Origin of the sequence: Salmonella sp. SG203 (assembly GCF_013350575.1) — a bacterium.
GTDB lineage: Bacteria > Pseudomonadota > Gammaproteobacteria > Enterobacterales > Enterobacteriaceae > Salmonella > Salmonella enterica.
This window is the reverse complement of record NZ_SNMT01000016.1, coordinates 24,632-39,160: the sequence shown is the minus strand read 5'-3', so window position 1 is coordinate 39,160 and position 14,529 is coordinate 24,632. Positions and strand designations below refer to the sequence as shown.

Annotated in this window: 14 protein-coding genes; 6 read left to right on the top strand and 8 right to left on the bottom strand. The window is 52.1% G+C overall.

Going from position 1 to position 14,529, the window contains the following annotated elements; translation table 11 throughout:
* Positions 1 to 32 precede the first annotated feature (32 nt).
* Entirely contained in the window at positions 33 to 1,502 is a 1,470-nt protein-coding gene (gene lysP / locus HV477_RS19650) for a lysine-specific permease (RefSeq protein ID WP_000535000.1), read from the bottom strand.
* A gap of 189 nt (positions 1,503 to 1,691) precedes the next feature.
* A complete protein-coding gene (yieE, locus tag HV477_RS19645; protein WP_000548315.1) occupies positions 1,692 to 2,555 on the bottom strand; it encodes a DNA-binding transcriptional regulator YeiE in 864 nt (287 codons plus the stop codon).
* Positions 2,556 to 2,675: 120 nt separating this feature from the next.
* On the opposite strand from yieE, the gene HV477_RS19640 reads away from it, so the two are divergent.
* Both HV477_RS19640 and nfo read left to right on the top strand, forming a co-directional pair.
* A complete protein-coding gene (locus HV477_RS19640) occupies positions 2,676 to 3,725 on the top strand; it encodes a YeiH family protein (RefSeq protein WP_000137966.1) in 1,050 nt (349 codons plus the stop codon).
* A 78-nt stretch (positions 3,726 to 3,803) separates the two neighbouring features.
* Positions 3,804 to 4,661, top strand: a complete 858-nt coding sequence (nfo, locus tag HV477_RS19635) for a deoxyribonuclease IV (protein ID WP_000873909.1) — start codon at positions 3,804 to 3,806, stop codon at positions 4,659 to 4,661.
* A 64-nt stretch (positions 4,662 to 4,725) separates the two neighbouring features.
* Here nfo and fruA read toward each other — a convergent pair whose 3' ends face one another.
* Genes fruA through fruB form a run of 3 tightly spaced genes read right to left on the bottom strand, consistent with a single transcriptional unit; the run spans position 4,726 to position 8,499 of the window.
* The gene (fruA, locus tag HV477_RS19630; RefSeq protein WP_175065365.1) at positions 4,726 to 6,414 is read right to left on the bottom strand and encodes a PTS fructose transporter subunit IIBC; all 1,689 of its coding nucleotides are present in this window, start codon (positions 6,412 to 6,414) and stop codon (positions 4,726 to 4,728) included.
* 16 nt (positions 6,415 to 6,430) lie between these two features.
* Entirely contained in the window at positions 6,431 to 7,369 is a 939-nt protein-coding gene (gene fruK / locus HV477_RS19625) for a 1-phosphofructokinase (protein WP_000091249.1), read from the bottom strand.
* Positions 7,369 to 8,499 carry a fused PTS fructose transporter subunit IIA/HPr protein gene (gene fruB / locus HV477_RS19620; protein ID WP_023195760.1) on the bottom strand — a complete coding sequence of 377 codons (1,131 nt, stop codon included), beginning with the start codon at positions 8,497 to 8,499 and terminating at the stop codon, positions 7,369 to 7,371. Before fruB ends, fruK begins: the two co-directional genes overlap by 1 nt.
* Positions 8,500 to 8,867: 368 nt before the next feature.
* Here fruB and setB point away from each other — a divergent pair, with 368 nt between their 5' ends.
* On the top strand, positions 8,868 to 10,049 hold the full coding sequence (gene setB, locus HV477_RS19615) for a sugar efflux transporter SetB (protein ID WP_000551934.1): 1,182 nt from the start codon (positions 8,868 to 8,870) through the stop codon (positions 10,047 to 10,049).
* 64 nt (positions 10,050 to 10,113) lie between these two features.
* On the opposite strand, the gene HV477_RS19610 is transcribed toward setB, so the two are convergent.
* The 3 genes from HV477_RS19610 to HV477_RS19600 form a co-directional block, all read right to left on the bottom strand.
* A complete protein-coding gene (locus HV477_RS19610; RefSeq protein ID WP_079899318.1) occupies positions 10,114 to 10,779 on the bottom strand; it encodes a GNVR domain-containing protein in 666 nt (221 codons plus the stop codon).
* A 1-nt stretch (position 10,780) separates the two neighbouring features.
* Complete coding sequence (locus HV477_RS19605) at positions 10,781 to 10,903, bottom strand: membrane protein (RefSeq protein WP_001519564.1); 123 nt, start codon at positions 10,901 to 10,903, stop codon at positions 10,781 to 10,783.
* Between the two features lie 387 nt (positions 10,904 to 11,290).
* Positions 11,291 to 11,545 carry a YkgJ family cysteine cluster protein gene (locus HV477_RS19600; RefSeq protein WP_001523448.1) on the bottom strand — a complete coding sequence of 85 codons (255 nt, stop codon included), beginning with the start codon at positions 11,543 to 11,545 and terminating at the stop codon, positions 11,291 to 11,293.
* Positions 11,546 to 11,869: 324 nt separating this feature from the next.
* Between HV477_RS19600 and yeiP the strand changes: the two genes are divergently transcribed.
* From yeiP to HV477_RS19585, 3 genes are all read left to right on the top strand, one after another.
* The gene (gene yeiP, locus HV477_RS19595) at positions 11,870 to 12,442 is read left to right on the top strand and encodes an elongation factor P-like protein YeiP (RefSeq protein WP_001136822.1); all 573 of its coding nucleotides are present in this window, start codon (positions 11,870 to 11,872) and stop codon (positions 12,440 to 12,442) included.
* 212 nt (positions 12,443 to 12,654) lie between these two features.
* Positions 12,655 to 13,641: a GTP-binding protein gene (locus tag HV477_RS19590; RefSeq protein ID WP_000169350.1), complete on the top strand. Its 987-nt coding sequence runs from the start codon at positions 12,655 to 12,657 to the stop codon at positions 13,639 to 13,641.
* 29 nt (positions 13,642 to 13,670) lie between these two features.
* On the top strand, positions 13,671 to 14,390 hold the full coding sequence (locus HV477_RS19585; protein WP_000178095.1) for a phosphatase PAP2 family protein: 720 nt from the start codon (positions 13,671 to 13,673) through the stop codon (positions 14,388 to 14,390).
* Positions 14,391 to 14,529 lie beyond the last annotated feature (139 nt).

The window sequence follows — 14,529 nt, the reverse complement described above, 5'->3', positions numbered from 1 at the left end:
AAGCCTATCCGGCCTATGACGAGAATACCGCGTTACTTTTTAACGCGTTCCGGGAAGTGCATTTCACTATAGCGCACGAAATGCGTACCTTTTATCAGCTTGTAGCCGAACCAGATAAGCAGGAACAGCGGAATACCGATATAGGTCGCCGCGACGCCGCCCCAGTCGATGGTATCTTTCAGGAACGCTTCATAGTTCTGCCCCAACGTAATAATCAGGCACAGTACAAAGGCGAAAATCGGCCCCAGCGGGAAGAACCCGGAACGGTACGGCAAATCATTCACATCATACCCTTGTAACACGTAACCGCGACGGAAGCGATAATGGCTAATGGCAATCCCCAGCCAGGCGATGAAGCCCGTCATACCAGAGGTGTTCAACAGCCACAGATAGACCGTCTGGTTGCCAAACATTGAGGTCAAAAAGCAAAGACCGGCAATCACGGTGGTGGCATAAAGCGCATTGCGCGGTACGCCGCCGCGGGACAATTTCGCAAAAATACGCGGGGCCTTACCGTCACAGGCCAGGGTGTAGAGCATACGGGTCGAGGCATACATCCCGGAGTTACCCGCAGACAGTACCGCCGTCAGGATAACCGCATTCATTATCGCCGCCGCAGACAACAAGCCCGCATGCTGGAACACTAAGGTAAACGGACTGACGCTAATGTCTTTGACGTCGTTACGCAGCAGGTTTGGATCGGTATAAGGAATGATCAGGCTGATAATCAAAATCGCGAAAACATAAAACAGCAGAATACGCCAGAATACCTGACGCACCGCGCGCGGAATATTCTTCTCCGGGTTTTCAGATTCCCCGGCGGCAATACCAATCAGCTCGGTTCCCTGGAAAGAGAAGCCCACGATCATCGCGACGCCAATCATTGCCGCAAAACCGCCAGCAAAAGGCGCATCGCCCGTCGTCCAGTTGCTCCAGCCGACCGGCTCAACACCTTTAAAGATACCGATAATCATCGCTACGCCAACGATGATGAAGATAATAACGGTCGCGACTTTAATTAACGAGAACCAGTACTCCGCTTCGCCAAAACCGCGCACGGAAATGTAGTTCAGCAAGAAAATGACGCAGAGGAATAGCGCGCTCCAGATCCAGCCCGGCGTGTCCGGGAACCACCAGCCCATCACCAATTGCGCGGCAACCAGGTCAACAGCGATAGTCACCGCCCAGTTGTACCAGTAGTTCCAGCCCAGCGCGAAACCAAAGCCTTCTTCCACATAGTTCTGACCATATGTCGCAAACGAGCCAGATACTGGCATATAGGCCGCCAGCTCGCCAAGACTGGTCATCAGGAAGTAGACCATCAAACCAATCAGAATATAAGAAAACAGCGCGCCGCCTGGCCCCGCCTGAGAAATTGTCGCACCAGATGCAACGAAAAGACCTGTCCCGATGGAGCCGCCAATGGCAATCATCGTCAGGTGACGCGCCTTTAATTCGCGACGTAGCGCGGGCGCTTCTGTGGTTTTAGTTTTGGAACCCATGTGAAAATGCTATCCATCCAAAAAATGAGGCGCGATTGTAACAGACGAAATACTATCCTTCCGACACAAATGCGCGGTTATAAGAGACCTTCATGACCGGCCACGGATTATAAGTAAAGCAGAGAATAACGTATACGTAAGCGGATACTAAAAATGGCGATGCCGCCGGGGCAGCCCTCCTCTTCACCTTTATTCACAGTAACTCAAAAAACGCTGCAACGCGTTAGAAAGATGTTTCTGCCGATGATGAACACGCCACAACGTGCGCACCAGGCGCGGTAACGGCACCGCGACTTCGCCCAGGCTTCCCGCCTGGAGTTGTTCAGCAATCACCCGGCGCGATAAACAGCTTATCCCCAGTCCATGACGCACCGCATGTTTGATCGCTTCTGAATTCCCCAACTCCATCGCCATATGAAAGCGCGGCAAATGCGACAACAGCAAATAATCGACAATTTCCCGCGTACCGGAACCGCGCTCGCGTAAAATCCATGGGGATGCCGCAAGCTGTTCCAGCGTCACCGGCCCCTGCGTCAGCGGCGAGGACGGCGCGGCAAAGACCACCAGCTCATCTTCCAGCCACGGCTCAGAAATAATCTCTGTACTGTGACATGGTCCTTCAATCAGGCCGATATCAACCCGAAAATCCAGCACCGCGTTAATCACGTCCTGGCTGTTTCCCACGCTGAGTTCCAGCGGCAAGGCCGGATAATGCTGGCGATAGCGGGCAATCATGGCGGGTAAAATGTAATTGCCGATGGTGCTACTGGCATAAACCCGTATCGCGCCGTTATCTTCACGAAATAGCTGCTCAATTTCTACCGCTTGCTCCAGCAATGCCAGCGCGCGCGGATATAACAAGCGCCCATGTTCGTTGACCACCAGCCGTTTCCCCACCCGATCAAACAACTGTACGCCGAGCTGACCTTCCAGATCGGTGAGCGCGGCGCTAACGGCGGACTGCGATAATGACAGCATGACCGACGCCTGGGTTGTTGAACCGCTTTTCAGTACTTCAGCAAACACTTCAAGTTGTCGTAGCGTAATATGCATAGTCGTATCCCACCGATAGCGTTTCACTTACCACTTATAAAGATTAATTATAAATATATAATCAATTTTATTTTTAAACCAGATCACCGTAACCTTATTGTCCATATACAGGAGAAGGTTATGACAGAACTCACCTTGCAGAATCATCGTCGTACAATGTGGCATTTTATACCGGGGCTCGCTCTGAGCGCCGTCATTACAGGAGTCGCCCTGTGGGGCGGCGCTATCCCTGCCGTTGCAGGCGCGGGGTTCAGCGCCCTGACCCTGGCTATCCTGCTGGGTATGGTTATCGGGAATACCGTCTATCCACAAATATGGAAACAATGCGACGGCGGCGTGCTGTTTGCAAAACAACATCTGCTGCGTTTAGGGATTATCCTTTACGGCTTCCGCCTTACCTTTTCACAAATCGCCGACGTGGGCATTAGCGGCATTGTGATTGACGTATTAACGCTTTCCAGCACGTTCATGCTGGCCTGCTTCTTAGGCCAAAAAGTCTTTGGTCTGGACAGGCACACCAGCTGGCTGATTGGCGCCGGTAGCAGTATCTGCGGCGCGGCGGCGGTACTGGCGACAGAACCGGTGGTAAAAGCGGAAGCCAGTAAGGTTACTGTAGCCGTCGCGACTGTCGTTATTTTCGGCACCATCGCTATTTTCCTTTACCCGGCAATGTATCCGCTGCTGGCGCACTGGTTCAGCCCGGAAACTTACGGCATCTATATCGGCTCAACCATGCATGAAGTCGCGCAAGTGGTCGCAGCGGGTCATGCCGTTAGCCCGGATGCGGAAAATGCGGCAGTTATCGCTAAGATGCTGCGTGTCATGATGCTGGCGCCGTTCCTGATCATTCTGGCGGCACGCGTTAAACAGCTTTCACCGGCGACCGGCGCGGAAAAAAGCAAAATTACCATTCCGTGGTTTGCTATTTTCTTCATCGTAGTGGCGATCTTCAACTCTTTCCACCTGCTGCCGAAAGCCGTGGTGGATATGCTGGTGACGCTGGACACGGTGCTGCTGGCGATGGCGATGGCGGCGTTGGGTCTGACCACTCACGTTAGCGCATTGAAAAAAGCGGGGGCGAAACCGCTGCTGATGGCGCTGGCATTATTCGCCTGGCTGATTATTGGCGGTGGCGCCATTAACGTCCTAATCCATAGCCTTATCGCATAAATTATTACGTTTCACGCCTGTTAACCCGTTATCATAGCGTTCGTAATGAACCGTTAGCGGGTTTAACAGGAGTCTTTTATGAAATACATCGGAGCGCACGTCAGCGCTGCAGGCGGTCTGGCTAACGCCCCTGCCCGCGCGGCTGAAATTGGCGCAACGGCCTTTGCGCTTTTCACAAAAAACCAGCGTCAGTGGCGTGCCGCCCCCCTTACTCCCCAGGTCATTGATGACTTTAAAATCGCCTGTGAAAAGTATCATTTTTCGGCGGCGCAAATCCTTCCCCACGATAGTTACCTGATTAATCTGGGCCATCCGGTCAGTGAAGCGCTGGAAAAATCACGCGATGCCTTTCTCGATGAAATGCAGCGCTGTGAACAACTCGGCTTAACCTTGCTTAATTTTCATCCCGGTAGCCATCTGATGCAGATTGCACAGGAGGATTGCCTGGCGCGGATCGCGGAATCCATCAATATTGCCCTCGCGCAGACCGAGGGCGTTACGGCGGTTATCGAAAATACAGCCGGTCAGGGCAGTAATCTGGGGTTTGAGTTTGAACAGTTAGCCGCCATCATCGACGGCGTGGAAGATAAGTCGCGCGTTGGCGTCTGTATCGATACCTGCCATGCCTTTGCCGCCGGATACGATCTGCGTACGCCAGAGGCGTGCGAAAAAACATTCGCCGAATTCGGGAAAATTGTCGGATTTCAGTATTTGCGCGGAATGCACCTGAACGACGCCAAAAGCGCCTTCGGTAGCCGCGTTGACCGCCATCACAGTCTGGGTGAAGGCAATATCGGCCACGATGCGTTTCGTTGGATTATGCAGGATGGGCGTTTTGACGGTATTCCGCTGATACTGGAGACCATCAATCCTGATATCTGGGCGGAAGAGATTGCGTGGTTAAAAGCCCAGCAAATTGCCGAAGCGATGGCCTGACGCTCAATGTTCTTCAGGCAATAAAAAAGGCAGAGCGCGCTCTGCCTTTTTTAGCGTGTTTCTCTTATGCCGCTTTTGCCGTGACTTCCGTCTCCGGACGTTTCAGGACGGCATAAGCCAGCCCTGCCACCAGCGTACCGGCCACAATTGCCAGCAGGTATCCCAATACTGGCGTAATTGCGCCTGGGATAAGCAGAACAAACAGACCGCCATGCGGCGCCATCAATTTTGCGCCTACCGCCATAGAAATGGCCCCGGTCAACGCGCCGCCAACGATACAGCACGGCAGTACACGCATCGGGTCGCGTGCCGCAAACGGAATAGCGCCTTCAGTGATAAAGCACAGCCCCAGCACCAACGCCGCTTTACCGCCTTCCTGCTGCGCTTTGTCGAACTTACGGCGCGCCACCATCGTCGCCAGACCCAGCGCTAACGGCGGTACCATACCTGCGGCCATGATCGCCGCCATCGGCGCGTAAGTTTGCGTACTCAGCAGACCAACGCCAAACGCATACGCCGCTTTGTTCACTGGGCCGCCCATGTCGGTACACATCATCCCGCCGAGAATCGCGCCCAACAGCACTGCGTTTGCGGTTCCCATGGTTTGCAGCCAGTGGGTGAGCCCTTCCAGAATCCCGGCAACCGGTTTACCGATCAGGTAAATCATTGCCAGCCCCACCACCAGACTGGAAATTAACGGGATGATCAGGATTGGCTTCAGCGCTTCCATACTTTGCGGAAGTTTCAGTTTGGTACTGATAAGCTTCGCCATATACCCGGCAAGGAAGCCGGCAATGATCCCGCCGATAAAACCAGAACCGGTGCTAACCGCCAGCATACCGCCAATCAGACCTGGCGTAAGGCCTGGGCGATCCGCGATGGAGAAAGCGATATAACCCGCCAGTACCGGCACCATCAGCGCAAACGCCGAACCGCCGCCAATCTGCATCAGCGCCGCCGCCAGCGTGTCCGGCACCTTAAAGGCTTCAATACCAAAGGCGAAGGAAAGCGCAATACACAGTCCCCCGGCAACCACCATAGGCAGCATGTAAGAAACGCCCGTCAACAGATGCCGGTATGCGCCAGCGCTCTCTTTCTTCCCTTTGGTCGCCGCTTGCGATGCCTTACCCGCCGGTTGATACGGCGTCGCTTCCGCTACGGCTTTATCCAGCTCCTGCGCCGTCTTTTTCAGCGCCAGGCCGGTCGACGTGCGGTACATCGGGAGACCGGCAAACTTCGCCAGATCCACTTCGATATCCGCCGCCACAATGACTAAATCCGCTTCCGCCACCTCTTCTGGGGTGATGGCATTGCCAGCCCCCACGGAGCCGCGCGTTTCGACTTTTACCCACCAACCGCGTTTTTTCGCTTCTGTTTCAATGGCTTCAGCCGCCATAAAAGTATGGGCGACGCCGGTCGGGCAGGCCGTTACCGCGACCACGCGTTTCGGACCGCCGCTCGCCGCAGGAACAGCCGCAGCAGGAGCGCTGTAAGCGGTCGCATGGCTTTTGGCTTCACTCAGAAACAGTTCCGGATGCGCGACGGCGCGACCAATATCCCCCAGCCAAACCTTTTTGCCGTTCAGAGCATTGTCGTTCGGCAGAGATTCGCCCAGCACGATCGCCAGCTCAGCATCATTCGGATTGTCGATAATTTCCAGATTTGCTTTATGCGCCGCCGCTCCAAGCAGGGTTTTCGCCATGTAAGCGCGAGCCTGGCCGAGATTAGCGTCAATTATCAGCAGCGTTTTCATTATGCCTCTCCTGCTGTCAGTTAAACGGTTGTAAGTCGACACGCGCCATCATTGCGGCCAACTGAGGACGATCGGTAATACCCACATTGCTCTGGCTGACCGCCAGCGCGGCAACCGCCGTCGCCAGACGCAGCGTATGTTCGCTGGACTCGCGCATCAGCAGGCCGTAAATCAATCCGCCAACCATGGAATCGCCTGCGCCGACGGTACTTACCACGTCAACCGCCGGTGGTTTAGCGATCCATTCTCCTGAGGCGTTAACCCACAGCGCGCCTTCCGCCCCCAGCGAAATCACCACATGGGCGATACCCTGTTCGCGTAACGCGTGCGCCGCATCAATCACATCTTTCATTTCCGGGAGCTTACGACCCGCCCAAATTTCCAGTTCGCGGCGATTCGGTTTCACCAGCCACGGCGCAGCTTTAAGACCGGCGACTAACGCTTCACGGCTACTATCAAAGATAATGCATGGACACTGGCTGCGCAGACGCGTCATCCAGTCGGTGAACGCTTCCGGACTCACGCCAGCCGGTAAGCTACCGCTGACGCAGACCATATCGAACTGACCCAGCCAGCTCAGGGAGTCGTTAACAAAGCGTTCCCAGTCTGCGGGAGTCACGTCAAAGCCGGAAAAGTTGAAGTCGGTCACTTCGCCATCTTTTTCCGTCAGCTTCACGTTGATGCGGGTCCGGCCCTGAACCACCTGAAAGCGGTTAGCGATACCCAGTTCGCTGAACAATTGCTGAAAACCGTCCTGGTTATCTTTACCGAGAAAACCGCCGACGGTGACGTCGATGCCTAAGTCTTTCAGCACTTTGGCAACGTTAATGCCTTTGCCCGCCGCGTGCAGACCCGTGGTTTTCACCAGGTTCACTTCGCCGCGTTCGATTTCAGGGCAAAACCCAACCAGATCATAAGCCGGATTAAGGGTAATGGTGGCGACACGCCTGCTCATTATGCGCCCTCCCCGAGACCGGCGGCGATCGCATCGCCAATCGCTTTCAGCGCCTGTTCAGCATCTTCACCCTGCGCGGTAAAGCGCAGACGATGGCCTTTCTTCACGCCTAATGCCACCACTTTCATCAGACTACGTCCGTTTGCCGGTTTGCCGGTTCCATCAAGGTTTGTCACGGTAATTTCACTGTTAAATTGTTTAATCGTATTCACCAGCATGGTGCCCGGACGGGCATGGAGACCATGCTCATTACGCACTACAAATTCCGCGCTCAGTACATCATCCGTCAGCGCATCATCACTGGTCAGCAATGCCAGCAGCGTCGCGGCGTCAGCGCTCAGCAGACGATCGGCTTTATTGTTCAGCAACAGGTCGCCGAGGCGTTTTAGCACGGCAATCGGCTGCTCGTCGGTCATCGCAACAGTGACTAATAAGGCTGCTTTTTCACCCTCTACGTCAAACGCCTGGGTCGCACGGCTTACCGCAACAGCGCTGCGCAAATTGCCTTCCGCGCTGTCGTTCAGCCAGATGCCTTGTCCCAGATTCATCGGACTATCGTTAATCGTTTTTGCGACGAACGCCGCATCAACCGCTCCCGCCTCTTTCAGACGCGCCGCATTTAGCGCCTGCAATGTGACCAGCGAGCTGGCGATGACATCCAGCGTCATCGTCTCATTATCAAGTTTTAATTGTTCACTTTGCTTCTCACCCATCAGCAATGCGCGCAGCTCTTCCGCCGTTGTCGCGGATTTCAGCTGTTCAGCCACGGAGTCATCGCTCAGCACATGCGTCAGCTGACGCAGCAGGCCAAGGTGTTCGTCCGAACTGGCGGCAATACCAATCGCCACGTAGGCGACCTGGCCTTCTCCCCAGGTAACGCCCTGCGGGAATTGAAAGACCTGGACGCCGGTTTTCAGCACCTGATCGCGCGTGTCTGTTGTGCCATGGGGAATCGCAATACCATTGCCAAGAAAGGTCGAGGTTTGCTGTTCGCGCGCCAGCATACCGTCAACATAGCCGCCCGCCACATTCCCCGCCTGCGCTAACGCGGCGGCGATTTGCCGAATGGCCTCTTCTTTATTTCCGGCCTGCTCGCCCGGATGAATGTCCTGAACCGATAACTGGAACATGTGTCTCCTCTCCTGCTGAATTGAAACGATTCAGCCACTATGAGAAAAAAAGCGCCAATCTGAGTTATCAAAAAAACCAGATCGCGCTGAAACGTTTCAAGAAGTCTGGATCTTTCTGCTTCAGCACGCAAGAAAAGTTACCGGTTTTGTAGCAATTTTTTGAGGTGAAGCACATTTTTTCTCCAACAGACCCTCAATAGCTGACGCATAAAAGGCTTCAGCTTTTTTCTTTCAGCTTGCGTCAGCACGCCCTGGTAACAAACTGGAATGCTATTTTGATTTTTCGTGTCGATTTTGATTCAGACGCCTGTTTATTTTCTGACGGGCAGCGTAAACTCCGCCTCTCTTCACACCACTGATATAGAAACATGCACAACAGTCCCGCCGCCGCTGCGCCTAAATCGTTTGACCTGACGTCTACCGCCTTTTTGATCGTGGCTTTTCTCACCGGTATTGCCGGTGCGTTACAGACGCCGACGCTCAGTATTTTTCTGACGGATGAGGTTCACGCCCGTCCCGGCATGGTGGGTTTCTTTTTTACCGGCAGCGCGGTTATCGGCATTATCGTGAGCCAGTTTCTGGCGGGTCGCTCAGATAAAAAAGGCGATCGCAAAAAACTGATCGTTTTCTGTTGCGTGCTGGGCATGTTGGCCTGCGTGTTGTTTGCCTGGAACCGCAACTACTTTATTTTGCTGTTCATCGGCGTCTTTCTCAGTAGCTTCGGCTCTACCGCCAACCCGCAGATGTTTGCGCTGGCCCGAGAACATGCCGATCGTACAGGTCGTGAAGCGGTGATGTTCAGCTCAATCCTCCGCGCCCAGGTCTCGTTGGCCTGGGTCATTGGGCCGCCGCTGGCCTATGCGCTGGCGATGGGTTTTAGCTTTACGGTGATGTATTTGAGCGCGGCGGTAGCTTTTATCGTCTGCGGCGTCATGGTGTGGTTCTTTTTACCGTCAATGCGCAAAGATGCGCCGCTGGCGACCGGCACGCTGGAAGCACCGCGTCGTAATCGCCGCGATACGCTGTTGCTGTTTGTCATCTGTACGTTAATGTGGGGAACTAACAGCCTGTATATCATTAATATGCCGCTGTTTATCATCAATGAGCTGCATCTTCCGGAAAAACTTGCAGGCGTGATGATGGGCACCGCCGCCGGGCTGGAGATTCCCACAATGCTGATTGCAGGTTACTTCGCCAAACGGTTGGGAAAACGCCTGTTAATGTGCATCGCCGTTGTCGCCGGACTGTGCTTTTATGCGGGTATGTTGCTGGCGCACGCGCCGGCGACGTTGCTCGGCTTGCAGTTGCTGAACGCGATTTACATCGGCATTCTTGGCGGGATTGGCATGCTCTATTTTCAGGATCTCATGCCAGGCCAGGCGGGTTCAGCCACCACGCTGTATACCAATACCATTCGCGTCGGCTGGATCATTGCCGGTTCGCTGGCGGGAATCGCCGCAGAAATCTGGAATTATCATGCGGTCTTCTGGTTTGCGTTAGTCATGATTGTCGCCACCATGTTCTGCCTGGCGCGTATTAAAGATGTTTAACTTGCAAGCCTGATACTTTTACTCTTCGACACATTTCAGCGCAGAGTTTATCTCTGCGCAATGTTCATGCGCGGTCATTCATTGTCTTTTTCTCAATACGATATTCTGTTAGCGCCCTCCTACATAAAAGACCGGTTATTGAGAAAATTACGCCCATCAGTCCGCAAAGGACCAACACCAGCCGCATCTTATATTTTGGTGTAACAGCAACATCTATCACTTCAATGTTAGCATTATTTTTAACCGCCTCCGACAACAATGATAGCTTTGCATATGTTTCCGTTTGTAACATATTTTTATGCACGCTATAACGTTTAATGTCACCGTCATCGATATACCATGCTGCCATTTTATCGACACTATTTTTCAGGGTGGAAATAATATTATTGACGCTTTCTTCCCTCCCCTGCGCCTTAAAAAGGACAAGCTGATTTTTCGCGTCAAAAATTATTTTCTTTTTATAGTTCGCAGGCAAGAAACGGCTAAACTGGTTAAGGATAACCGTTGTTTTACATTGAATATCATTAGTATAGCCACATAACGCATAGGTAGCAGGCGTATCCAGATTAGGTTTGATTGTAATACTCACAACCTTTGTATCATGCTGCACGCTCACAAAAAAATAGCCAATGGCGACAAAAATAAAGGTAGCGATCATGATACTTAGCCATTTTCTTATAAGGAATAAGGAAACGTCGACTAAATCAATTTCACTATTTTCTCCCCGCATTTCACATCCCTTTTAAAACGCTAATAGTCAACCCGAATACTGAAATAACAAAAAGCAACACCAGCGTAAAAATAAACGCCCTGGCTGCGAACGTATATTTCTTCATAAGATAAAACCCACACATAAGAATTCGAGTATTTTAAAGGAAAATAACAATACATTCACACTGGTTATATCGATCGGTAAATACATCAATGATAGATATAAACTATCAAATTCATGATATTGATCGTTATAAATAATTAAAATCGATCAAAGTTCCTCTTTTTAATAGATAAAAACTATCATATAAATAAAATTGATCGTTTTTGTTTTATGTGACGGTTCATTCGGTACACGTTCAGGCACCAACGGGGTTGAGCGGCGACATCTACCGCTTCAGAAGCCACGAAATAAGGGAATCATGTATTACGCTATTTAATGGTAAAAGGAGGTAATTTGAGGCGCAGCTTTTGCAGACTATTTCGGGATATAACGTAAGCCCCTGCACATTTATCAAAAACGGCTTAGCTCATGGTAAGGTTTTCTGTTCGAGTTCCAGCAAATAAATAATGGCCTCTTCCCGGGTCGTTAAACACATGTCCCCTGTCGGTTGCAAACCAGAGCACACTTTTGGGCGTAAAGGCGAGCCAAAGATAAGGCACAAGTTATCTTCCGAAAGCTGCACGCATCTGGTATTCATCGGCTTGCCATTCGGCATTCCGGGTATCGGCGACGAAATTGAAGGCGCAATACAGCAAGCGCCACAGCCGCTACGACAGTCCATGCTCAGCCCCTCTATTTATAACCAAATGAAAGATAACAGAATTTGTCCAAAGAAAAATCCAGATTTAAAATATGGACGTCATCATGATCAGGCCTGCCCTCAGACATTCCGAAGACAAGGCTGGAAACAGAAGGGACAACACAGCACACTTCCCTCCTCCGGGCGACATGCCATCGCCTATTCTCGTTGAACGCGGAGCGGAAAGCGGGCGAACAGTATCACCTTTTTTGCACCAGCAAAAGTGACAATTCCACTTGCCTGGACGGCCCGGCGCGAGTAGTTTTACGCGATATTTTAGATAATCTCTACAACAGGATCTCCTCGATGCCAAGAGCGAACGAAATCAAAAAGGGTATGGTACTGAACTACAACGGCAAATTGCTGATTGTGAAAGATATCGACATTCAGTCGCCTACCGCCCGTGGCGCCGCCACACTGTATAAAATGCGTTTTTCCGATGTCCGCACCGGTCTGAAAGTGGAAGAACGTTTCAAAGGCGACGATATCGTTGATACCGTCACCCTGAGCCGTCGTGGCGTTGACTTTTCTTATGTCGATGGCAACGAATATGTGTTCATGGATAAAGAAGACTATACGCCGTATACCTTCACCAAAGATCAGATTGAAGAAGAGTTGCTGTTTATGCCTGAAGGCGGAATGCCGGATATGCAGGTTCTGACCTGGGACGGCCAACTGCTGGCGCTAGAGCTTCCGCAGACCGTGGATCTGGAAATCGTCGAAACCGCGCCGGGTATTAAAGGAGCGTCCGCCAGCGCACGTAACAAACCCGCGACATTAAGCACCGGTCTGGTGATTCAGGTTCCCGAATACCTGAGCGCAGGTGAGAAAATCCGCATTCATATCGAAGAGCGCCGTTATATGGGGCGCGCGGATTAAGTTTCACATTTTTCGGCTGCGCCCCAGGGCGCAGTCTGCCCCTTTTATTTATTGACTGTTCTGCACCAGGCAAGAGAAACGTTAAAAATTTAACATTTTCTGCTCTTAAGATGGCAGAAGCACGACTTCGTCAACTCAGCACTTCTCTTTTTCACGTTTATTCGCCAGGATTATTAAAAGTTGTTATGTTGTATCAATATTCTGGAGCTGACGTGACCAAAACCAATCTTATTACTGGATTTCTCGGTAGCGGAAAAACCACCTCTATCCTTCATTTATTAGCTCATAAAGATCCGGCTGAAAAGTGGGCCGTCCTGGTTAATGAATTTGGTGAAGTGGGTATTGACGGCGCGCTGCTTGCCGACAGCGGCGCACTGCTAAAAGAGATCCCCGGCGGCTGCATGTGCTGTGTCAATGGATTGCCTATGCAGGTGGGGCTCAACACGCTGCTGCGCCAGGGCAAACCTGACCGGTTGCTGATTGAACCAACCGGACTGGGGCACCCAAAACAGATTCTGGATTTATTAACTGCGCCGGTTTATGAGCCGTGGATTGATTTACGCGCTACGCTCTGCATCCTTGACCCTCGCCTGCTACTGGACCAACAGAGCGTCGCCAATGAAAATTTCCGCGATCAGCTCGCCTCAGCCGATATTATCATCGCCAATAAGACCGATCGCGCCACGGCGCAGAGCGATGCCGCCCTGCAACAGTGGTGGCGACAGTACGGCGGCGATCGTCAACTGATTCATGCCGAACATGGACAGATAGACGGTAAGCTTCTGGATTTACCGCGACAAAATCTGGCGGAACTGCCGGCCAGCGCCGCGCATTCTCACACTCATGCCAGTAAAAAAGGACTCGCCGCGCTAAATCTGCCCGCACAGCAGCGCTGGCGACGCAGCCTCAATAGCGGACAGGGTCATCAGGCCTGCGGCTGGATTTTCGATGCCGATACCGTGTTTGACACCATTGGCCTACTCGAATGGGCGCGTCTGGCGCCGGTGGGCCGGGTGAAAGGCGTTATGCGCATACAAGAGGGGCTGGTACGCATCAATCGCCAGGGCGATGACCTGCACATCGAAACACAGAGTGTCGCGCCGCCGGATAGCCGGGTTGAACTTATCTCAAACACAGAAACCGACTGGAATACGTTACAGACGGCCTTGTTGAAGCTTCGTTTAGCGACGCACGCGTAAGGTTGCCACCGTTTAAAAACTATGGCGAAATGACGATGAAAACCCGCTATTCCTTGATAATTCTGCTTAATGCCGCCGGTCTGGCGCTGTTTTTGTCATGGTATCTTCCCGTCAATCACGGTTTCTGGTTCACCATTGATTCCGGCATATTCCACTTCTTTAACCAGAAACTGGTGGAAAGCCACGCGTTCCTCTGGTGGGTCGCTATTACCAATAATCGGGCGTTTGACGGCTGTTCGCTGCTGGCGATGGGCGGACTGATGCTCAGTTTCTGGCTAAAAGAAAACGCATCGGGCCGGCGGCGCATTGTGATAATCGGATTGGTCATGCTGCTAACAGCGGTGGTGCTTAACCAACTCGGTCAGGCGCTGATCCCCGTCAAGCGCGCCAGCCCAACGCTCTCTTTTGAGCATATTTATCGCGTCAGCGAGTTGCTGCACATCCCGACAAAAGACGCGTCAAAAGACAGTTTCCCAGGCGATCACGGTATGATGCTGCTGATATTTTCCGCCTTTATGCTGCGTTATTTCGGCAAAACTGCGGGGATTATCGCCCTTATTATATTTGTGGTTTTCGCGTTTCCGCGCGTTATGATTGGCGCTCACTGGTTCACCGATATTGTGGTCGGGTCACTCACGGTTATTTTGATTGGCCTCCCCTGGTGGCTGATGACCCCGCTCAGCGACCGGGCGATAGCGCTTTTTGAGAATTATCTCCCGGGCGGAAATAAACAAATTTTAAACAAATAACCTATGTAATTAACATTACCTTCAGCGATAGTTTTACATCGTTGAAGGTAATTTATGATGATATTCCCCCAGCCCATCATTTTTCGGTCATATTATTCCTCTGCAAAATGAACAGTTTGCCCGATTTTTAAACGATTTG

Bases quoted from the DNA above. Each gene is read 5' to 3' on its own strand.
- lysP (WP_000535000.1), bottom strand. From the start codon at position 1,502: ATGGGTTCCAAAACTAAAACCACAGAAGCGCCCGCGCTACGTCGCGAA.
- yieE (WP_000548315.1), bottom strand. From the start codon at position 2,555: ATGCATATTACGCTACGACAACTTGAAGTGTTTGCTGAAGTACTGAAA.
- HV477_RS19640 (WP_000137966.1), top strand. From the start codon at position 2,676: ATGACAGAACTCACCTTGCAGAATCATCGTCGTACAATGTGGCATTTT.
- nfo (WP_000873909.1), top strand. From the start codon at position 3,804: ATGAAATACATCGGAGCGCACGTCAGCGCTGCAGGCGGTCTGGCTAAC.
- fruA (WP_175065365.1), bottom strand. From the start codon at position 6,414: ATGAAAACGCTGCTGATAATTGACGCTAATCTCGGCCAGGCTCGCGCT.
- fruK (WP_000091249.1), bottom strand. From the start codon at position 7,369: ATGAGCAGGCGTGTCGCCACCATTACCCTTAATCCGGCTTATGATCTG.
- fruB (WP_023195760.1), bottom strand. From the start codon at position 8,499: ATGTTCCAGTTATCGGTTCAGGACATTCATCCGGGCGAGCAGGCCGGA.
- setB (WP_000551934.1), top strand. From the start codon at position 8,868: ATGCACAACAGTCCCGCCGCCGCTGCGCCTAAATCGTTTGACCTGACG.
- HV477_RS19610 (WP_079899318.1), bottom strand. From the start codon at position 10,779: ATGCGGGGAGAAAATAGTGAAATTGATTTAGTCGACGTTTCCTTATTC.
- HV477_RS19605 (WP_001519564.1), bottom strand. From the start codon at position 10,903: ATGTGTGGGTTTTATCTTATGAAGAAATATACGTTCGCAGCCAGGGCG.
- HV477_RS19600 (WP_001523448.1), bottom strand. From the start codon at position 11,545: ATGGACTGTCGTAGCGGCTGTGGCGCTTGCTGTATTGCGCCTTCAATT.
- yeiP (WP_001136822.1), top strand. From the start codon at position 11,870: ATGCCAAGAGCGAACGAAATCAAAAAGGGTATGGTACTGAACTACAAC.
- HV477_RS19585 (WP_000178095.1), top strand. From the start codon at position 13,671: ATGACGATGAAAACCCGCTATTCCTTGATAATTCTGCTTAATGCCGCC.